Source organism: Microbispora sp. NPDC049125, assembly GCF_040802045.1.
Lineage (GTDB): Bacteria > Actinomycetota > Actinomycetes > Streptosporangiales > Streptosporangiaceae > Microbispora.
The window spans coordinates 20947-27259 of the sequence record NZ_JBEZDW010000062.1 but is presented as its reverse complement, the minus strand read 5'-3'; the positions used below and the strand labels follow the sequence as shown (position 1 = coordinate 27259).

The window sequence follows — 6313 nt, the reverse complement described above, 5'->3', positions numbered from 1 at the left end:
AGACCCAAAGCAAACCGCTCCCGGATCACCGGCAAACGAGCCAACTCCACGGCCATCCGCATCAGCTGAGCCGCACCCGCCTTCCCCATCCCCGGACCGCCCCTCCCCACCGACCCTCCACCAGCACCGACCGCAACACCGCCGACGGACGCGCCTGCCGTGCGGGCCGCAACAGTGCCGCCCGCACCGGGAGAGAGGAGATCGGCAGTGGCCAGGCCGGTGGCGGAGTCGGGGACGGCCGGGTCTGTGGTGGCCGGATCGGGAGTGGCGGGGTCTGTGGTGGCCGGGTCTGTGGTGGCCGGGCTGGGAATGGGAGTGCTGGAGCGGAGCCAGGTGCCGGTGGAGGCATGCCCATGCGCCTTGACCTCACCAGTGACATGCACCCGCTCCACCCGGGCCGCCAACGCCGACGTCACCAGATCCCGCGCCCGTATCAACGTCTCCGCCTCATCCAGGCACAACGCCGGGACGTCCGGCACAGCCGCAACCGCCAACCGCCCGGCGATCCGCAACAACTCACCCGCCAACACCCCCGACCCCGCCGCCCCAACACCAGCGTCACCAACACCGGCACCGGCGCCAACAGCAGCGCCGCCTGGGTCGCCCACCGCATCACCGGCGACTGACCGCTCACCGCCGGGCAACCCACCCACCGGAACGCCGCCATGAGCGTTGTGGTCATCCCTGCCCGGCGAGACGAAACACGGATCAAGCGGGGTGCCCTTCAACAACTCTGGAACCGCCCCGCTCGCCGCGCCGACACCATTGATGAGGGCAAAGGGGAAGGCCGGCACGGGTGAGGAGTGCTCCTCGGCCGAACAGTCATCGATCGAATCAACCGACACCCCGAGCACCCCCTTCACCACCGCCGGAACGGTCCAACAACTCCCACGCTATCGACTGACACCGACAGAACCGGGTGCCTAGCGCGGCGTAAGACATGGTCATTGGCACCTAATAAAAGATCTACCAAGCGCCGCCCAATCCCGGGCGGCTTGAGGCGCGATGCCCTCGACTACAGCGCGATCTTCCCCAGAAGATCTAACGGTGATCCGCAGGGTGCAGCGGCGCGGCTTGTCCGAACGGACGCTCGTCCCCGGCCTGCCGGCCGGCCCGGCTACCGGCTCGGGCATTCGGCCGCGCAGGGCGCGTACCAGCTCGGCCAGCCGCCGGTCGGCGTCGGCCCCGTCAACCTGGGAGAAGTCCACGTGGAAGCGGTTCGCGGCGAACTCGGGCAGCTCGACGTCCTCGATCAGCACGGGGATGAACCGCCGCCCGTCTTCGATCGAACGGCGCATCAGGCTCTCGTACGCCTCCCGGACCCACCGGTCGGACAGCGAGGCGCGGCTGAAGAGCAGGACGCCGTGCGTCGAGCCCTGGATCGCCCGTTCGAGCGTCTCGACGATCGACGCCCCTGGCGAGGCGAGCACCTCCCGGTAGGCGACCGTCAGGCCCTCATCCCGCAGCCGGTCGGCGAGCCAGCGGACCCACGTCACGTGCTCCGGAGCGTACGAGATGAAGGCGTCGGTCACGGCACGGCCCGCAGCGCCTCGACGATTTCGCCGGCCCGCTCGTCGAGCAGCGCGTCGGTGGCGTCGCGGAGGTCGCTGTAGAAGCGGCTGCGGGCGAACTCGGGCAACGGCACATCCTCGATCAGCACGGGCACGAACAGCTGGCCGGTCTCGATCGATCGTTGCATCAGCACGTAGTACTCGTTCGTCACCCAGCCGCTCGCCGTGGACGCCGCGCTGAAGACGAGCAGCCCGTGGGCCGAGTCGCGGATCGCCTGCTCCACCGCATGGATCAGCGGCGTGCCGGGCCGCATCACCACCTCGTCGATCGCGACCCGGACGCCTCGCCGCTCCAGGCGGGCCACCAGGTCCTTGACCAGCACCGCGTCTTCGTGGGAGTACGACACGAAGACGTCGTACGCCGAAGGACCAGGGGAAGACGGGGGCGTGACCGCCGGCACTTCTCGGTCACGTCTGCGGGCGAGCCGGCCGCGCAGCGGCACCCACGCGAAGTACGCGCCCGCGACGCCGGCCAGAGTGCCGATCAATGTGAGGGCCAACCCGGCCATGTCCATGCCGATCAGGCTAAAGGGCGTAGGCGTTCTGTGGCTCTGAGTAGCAGCAAATGGTCAACTTTCCGCACGAGACCGGCGTCATAGTAGGGACCGGGACGACGCACGCGGGGTGGGGCCAGGGTGAGCGAGCCAGCCGGCACGACGTACGACGTGTTCGTCGTGCACGCCCAGGCCGACCTCGAATGGGCCCGCAGGCTCCAGGCCCGGCTGTCGCTGGACGGCGTGCGGGCCGCGCTGGAGGACTACCTGCCCGGCGACATCGTCATCCGCCGCATCGAGGACCTCATCTGCGCCTCTGCCTGCACCGTCTTCGTCTACAGCCGGGCCACCGAGGCCGACCCGATGACGGCCGCCAAATACGCGGCCCTGCTCGCCCGTCCGGACGAGCGCGGGTTCATCCCGGCGCTGCTCGACGACGTGCCGATCGGCCCGTTCGCCGCCGCCCGGTTCGTGCTCAACTTCCGCGGCGAGGACCAGGAGGGCCCCTACCAGGAGTTGCTCGCCGCCCTGCGCGGCCGTCGCCCCCCGGCTGAACCGCTCGGCCCGTACGGGCACCACCGGCCGGAGGGCGCACGGGAGGTCGTGCTGCGCATCGCCGGCGACGTGGTGTCCTTCGGCCCGGCCGGCGGCGAGCCCGAGGCCACGCACACCCCCGGCACGTACGGGCACGCACTTGAGGAACGGGTCTGGCGGCTCACCCGTGCCCGCGAGGGCCGGTTCGCCGGGGCGCTCACCAAGGGCGTCGTGGAGAAGCCCGGGGCGCTGCTGGACGCCCGCCTGCGCGACGTCGGCATCGGGCTCGGTGAGGTCTTCCTGTCCGGCGCGGCCGGGCAAGCGCTCGCCTCCGCGATGGCCGGGGCGCGAAGGCGTAACAGCGCTCTGCGCCTGGGCGTGCAGGTCGACGGCGATCTGGCCGAGCTGCCGTGGGAGACGCTGATCCTCCCGGGGCAGGACCGGCCGCTCGCCCTGCACCCGTGCGTGGAGCTGTTCCGCCACCTGCCCGCCGATGGGCACATCCCGGCCATCCGGATCCCGGCCCCCTTGCGGATCCTCGCCGTGGCCGCGTCACCGGACGGGCCTGACGGCGGCCCGCTGCTCGACCTGGAGGCGGAGCTGCGTCGCATCCTCGACGCGGTGGACGACGCGCGGCGGCACGCGGCGGCGCACGTGCGCATCCTCAACGAAGGATCCCTGTCGGCCGTCGAGGACGCGCTGAAGCAGGAGCGTTTCCACGTGCTGCACATCTCCTGCCATGCCGGGCCGGGTGTGCTGGTGCTGGAGGACGATCGGGGCGGCATCGACGAGGTCACGGCCTCGCGGCTGGCCGGCGTGATCCCCCGCGACGAGGGGGTGCCGCTGGTCGTCCTGTCGGGCTGTTCGACGGCCCTCGACGCCCGCGCCGCTTCCGGCCGGTCCGAGGGGGAGGCGGCGCTGAGCGGGCTGGCGCGCGGACTGTCGGCCGCCGGGGTCCCGGCCGTGCTGGCGATGACCGCGCCGGTCACCGACTCGTACGCCACGGCCTTGGCCGCGTCGCTCTACCGGGAGCTGGCCGTACGTCCCGCGCCGGTGGTGCTGACCGCGCTGTCGGAGGCTCGCCGCGACCTCGAAGCCCGGCGTTCCGCCGAGACGGCGGCCGAGTGGGCCACCCCCGCGCTCTTCCTGCGCGGCCCCTCCTTACCTCTGTACGACGTACGCGACGGCGTAGACGCGAAGCTCAGGCCTCCGCGTGCCGTCAGGCTCGCCGCCGGTGTGGTGGTGCGTGCCATGGGCGACTTCGTCGGACGGCGAGCCGAGCTGCGCGGCCTGCGGGCGGCACTGCGCGACCACGCCGGGGTGGTGGTGCACGGTATCGGCGGCGTGGGCAAGAGCAGTCTGGCCGCCGAGCTGATCGGACGGCTGGGGCACGATGCCGGTCTCGTCGTGTCGGCCGTCGGGCGCGTCACCCCCGACCAGATCCTCGGCAAGGTCGCCGACACGCTGCTGGCGGCCACCGCCATGGCGGGCGCGTCCGGGGAGGGGCTGCGCGATCTGACCCAGTTCCTCCGGCGTCTCGACCACCCGTGGAGTGTGCGGCTCGACGGGCTCGTCCAGGCGCTCGGCACCGTGCCGGCCGAGCTGAACCGGCGGCTCGGCGTCTCACCGGTCACCCTGCTGCTGGACGACTTCGAGGACAATCTCGACGTCGCCGATGGCCTGGCCTTCCTGGACCGGGAGCTGGCGGCCTTCCTCTCCGCCTGGACGCGGCTCGGCCGCGAAACGCGATTGGTGGTCACCAGCCGTCACCCCGTTGACCTGCCCGCTCCTCATGGGGCGGTGCACACGCATCATCTGGGCCCGTTGTCGTGGGCGGAGGCGCGGAAGCTGATGTGGCGGCTTCCGGGTTTGGACGCGCTGCCGTACGAGGATCAGCGGCGGGCATGGGCGGTGGTCGGAGGGCATCCCCGCACGCTGGAGTATCTGGACGCGCTCTTGCGCGGCGGTCAGGCGCGCTTCGCCGACGTACGAGAGCGGCTGGAGCGGCTGCTGGAGCGGCAGGGCATCGCCGATCCGGGCACCTGGTTCACCACGGCAGGGGGAGACCTGGACGGGGTGCTGGCCAAGGCGGTCACGCTGGCGGTCGACGACACGCTGCTGCACGACCTGGTGGCGCTGCTGGACGACCTCTCCCGGCGGGTGCTTGCCGGGGTGTCGGTGTTCCGGCGGCCGGTGGACCGCGCCGGGGTCGCCTGGCCGGTCGGCACCCTGACCGCCCCGGATCCCGACCGCGAAGAGCGGCTGATCCGCCTGGATGCCCTGCTGCGCCGGGCGCGTATCGAGAAGCCTGACGCCGGGCTGGAGGACCTCGGCCTGCCTGCAGGGGAGCTGAAGCAGGCGCGCACGGACGTGGCGGCCATGAGGATGCCGCCGATCGTGGAGCCGGACGGCCTGGACGCGTCGATCACCGCGCTGACCCGGCTGGGGCTGCTGACCCCTGCCGTCGACGACCGGGGAGAGGCGACGTTCGTGGTGCACCGGTGGACGGCCGCCACCCTGGCCCACCCGGAGTTGACCGCCCCGGAGAGGATGCGGTCGGCGCATGAGGCGGCGGCAGGGTACTGGCGATGGCGTGTCATGGCGCGGCTGCAGAGCCCGAAACACCACCTCGACGACATGGTGGAGGCCCGCCATCACCATCACGCCGCCGGAGACCTGATCGCCGCCGCCGATGCGAACCAGTGGGTGTGCCGGCGGTTGCACACCTGGGGGGCGTGGGGCTGGGAGGAGCAGCTCCACCACGAGATGCTGTCGTGGTTCCCCCGCCCGAGCCGGCACCGGGCCATCGGCCTCCTCCAGCTCGGCGTCATCGCCCAGGAGCGGGGAGACCACGAGCAGGCGCTGGAGCAGTACCGCAGGGCCCTGGCCGTCTTCGAGGAGCTCGGCATCCGGGACGGCGTCGCCGCGGGCTATCACCAGCTCGGCAACGTCGCCTACCTGCGGGGAGACCACGATCAGGCGCTGGAGTGGTACCGCGAGTCCCTCGCCGTCAACAAGGAGCTCGGCGACCGTTCCCGCATGGCCGCCGGCCACCACCAGCTCGGTGTCATCGCCCAGGAGCGGGGAGACCATGAGGAGGCGCTGGAGCAGTACCGCAGGTCCCTGGCGCTCGAAGAGGAGCTCGGCAACAAGGCCGGGATAGCCACCTGCTATCACCAGCTCGGCAACGTCGCCGTCCTCCGGAACGACTACGACCAGGCGATGAGGTGGTACCGCAGGTCCCTCGCCATCAAGGAGCAGCTCCGCGACCGCCCCGGCCTTGCCGCCGGCTACCACCAGCTCGGCATGCTGGCCCAGCAGCGAAAGCACACCGACGAGGCACTCACCTGGTACCGCAGGTCCCTGGCCATCAAGGAGGAGCTGGGCAACGAGGCCGGGATGGCCCAGACGATCGGCCAGCTCGGGTGGCTCTACACCGAGGCCGGCCACGCCGCCGAGGGCGTGGCGTACAGCCTGCGGAGCCTGAGCATCCGCGTGCGGCTCCAGCTGCCGCAGGTCGTCCTGGACCTGCACTGGCTGAGCCGGCAGCGCGAAGCAGTGGGAGAGGAGGACTTCCGCCGGGTCCTCGCCGAGCACCTCGACGCCGAATCCCTCGACACCGTCATCCACTGGCTCGACGGCGAGCAGGCCGGGTAACCCCCTGCGAACGCACGGCACATATCGCGATAATGACGATCTACCCAAGTCCCAGAA

The 6313-nt window shown here is 71.6% G+C and carries 3 protein-coding genes and 1 pseudogene; 1 reads left to right on the top strand and 3 read right to left on the bottom strand.

Annotation, left to right across the window (positions count from 1 at the left end):
- The 3 genes and pseudogenes from AB0B72_RS38570 to AB0B72_RS38560 form a co-directional block, all read right to left on the bottom strand.
- Positions 1 to 866: pseudogene (locus AB0B72_RS38570) on the bottom strand (hypothetical protein); the annotation flags it as partial.
- 78 nt (positions 867 to 944) lie between these two features.
- Positions 945 to 1532 carry a toll/interleukin-1 receptor domain-containing protein gene (locus AB0B72_RS38565; RefSeq protein ID WP_367744608.1) on the bottom strand — a complete coding sequence of 196 codons (588 nt, stop codon included), beginning with the start codon at positions 1530 to 1532 and terminating at the stop codon, positions 945 to 947.
- Positions 1529 to 2086: a toll/interleukin-1 receptor domain-containing protein gene (locus AB0B72_RS38560; protein ID WP_367744606.1), complete on the bottom strand. Its 558-nt coding sequence runs from the start codon at positions 2084 to 2086 to the stop codon at positions 1529 to 1531. Before AB0B72_RS38560 ends, AB0B72_RS38565 begins: the two co-directional genes overlap by 4 nt.
- A gap of 120 nt (positions 2087 to 2206) precedes the next feature.
- Between AB0B72_RS38560 and AB0B72_RS38555 the strand changes: the two genes are divergently transcribed.
- Positions 2207 to 6256 carry a tetratricopeptide repeat protein gene (locus tag AB0B72_RS38555; RefSeq protein WP_367744604.1) on the top strand — a complete coding sequence of 1350 codons (4050 nt, stop codon included), beginning with the start codon at positions 2207 to 2209 and terminating at the stop codon, positions 6254 to 6256.
- Positions 6257 to 6313 lie beyond the last annotated feature (57 nt).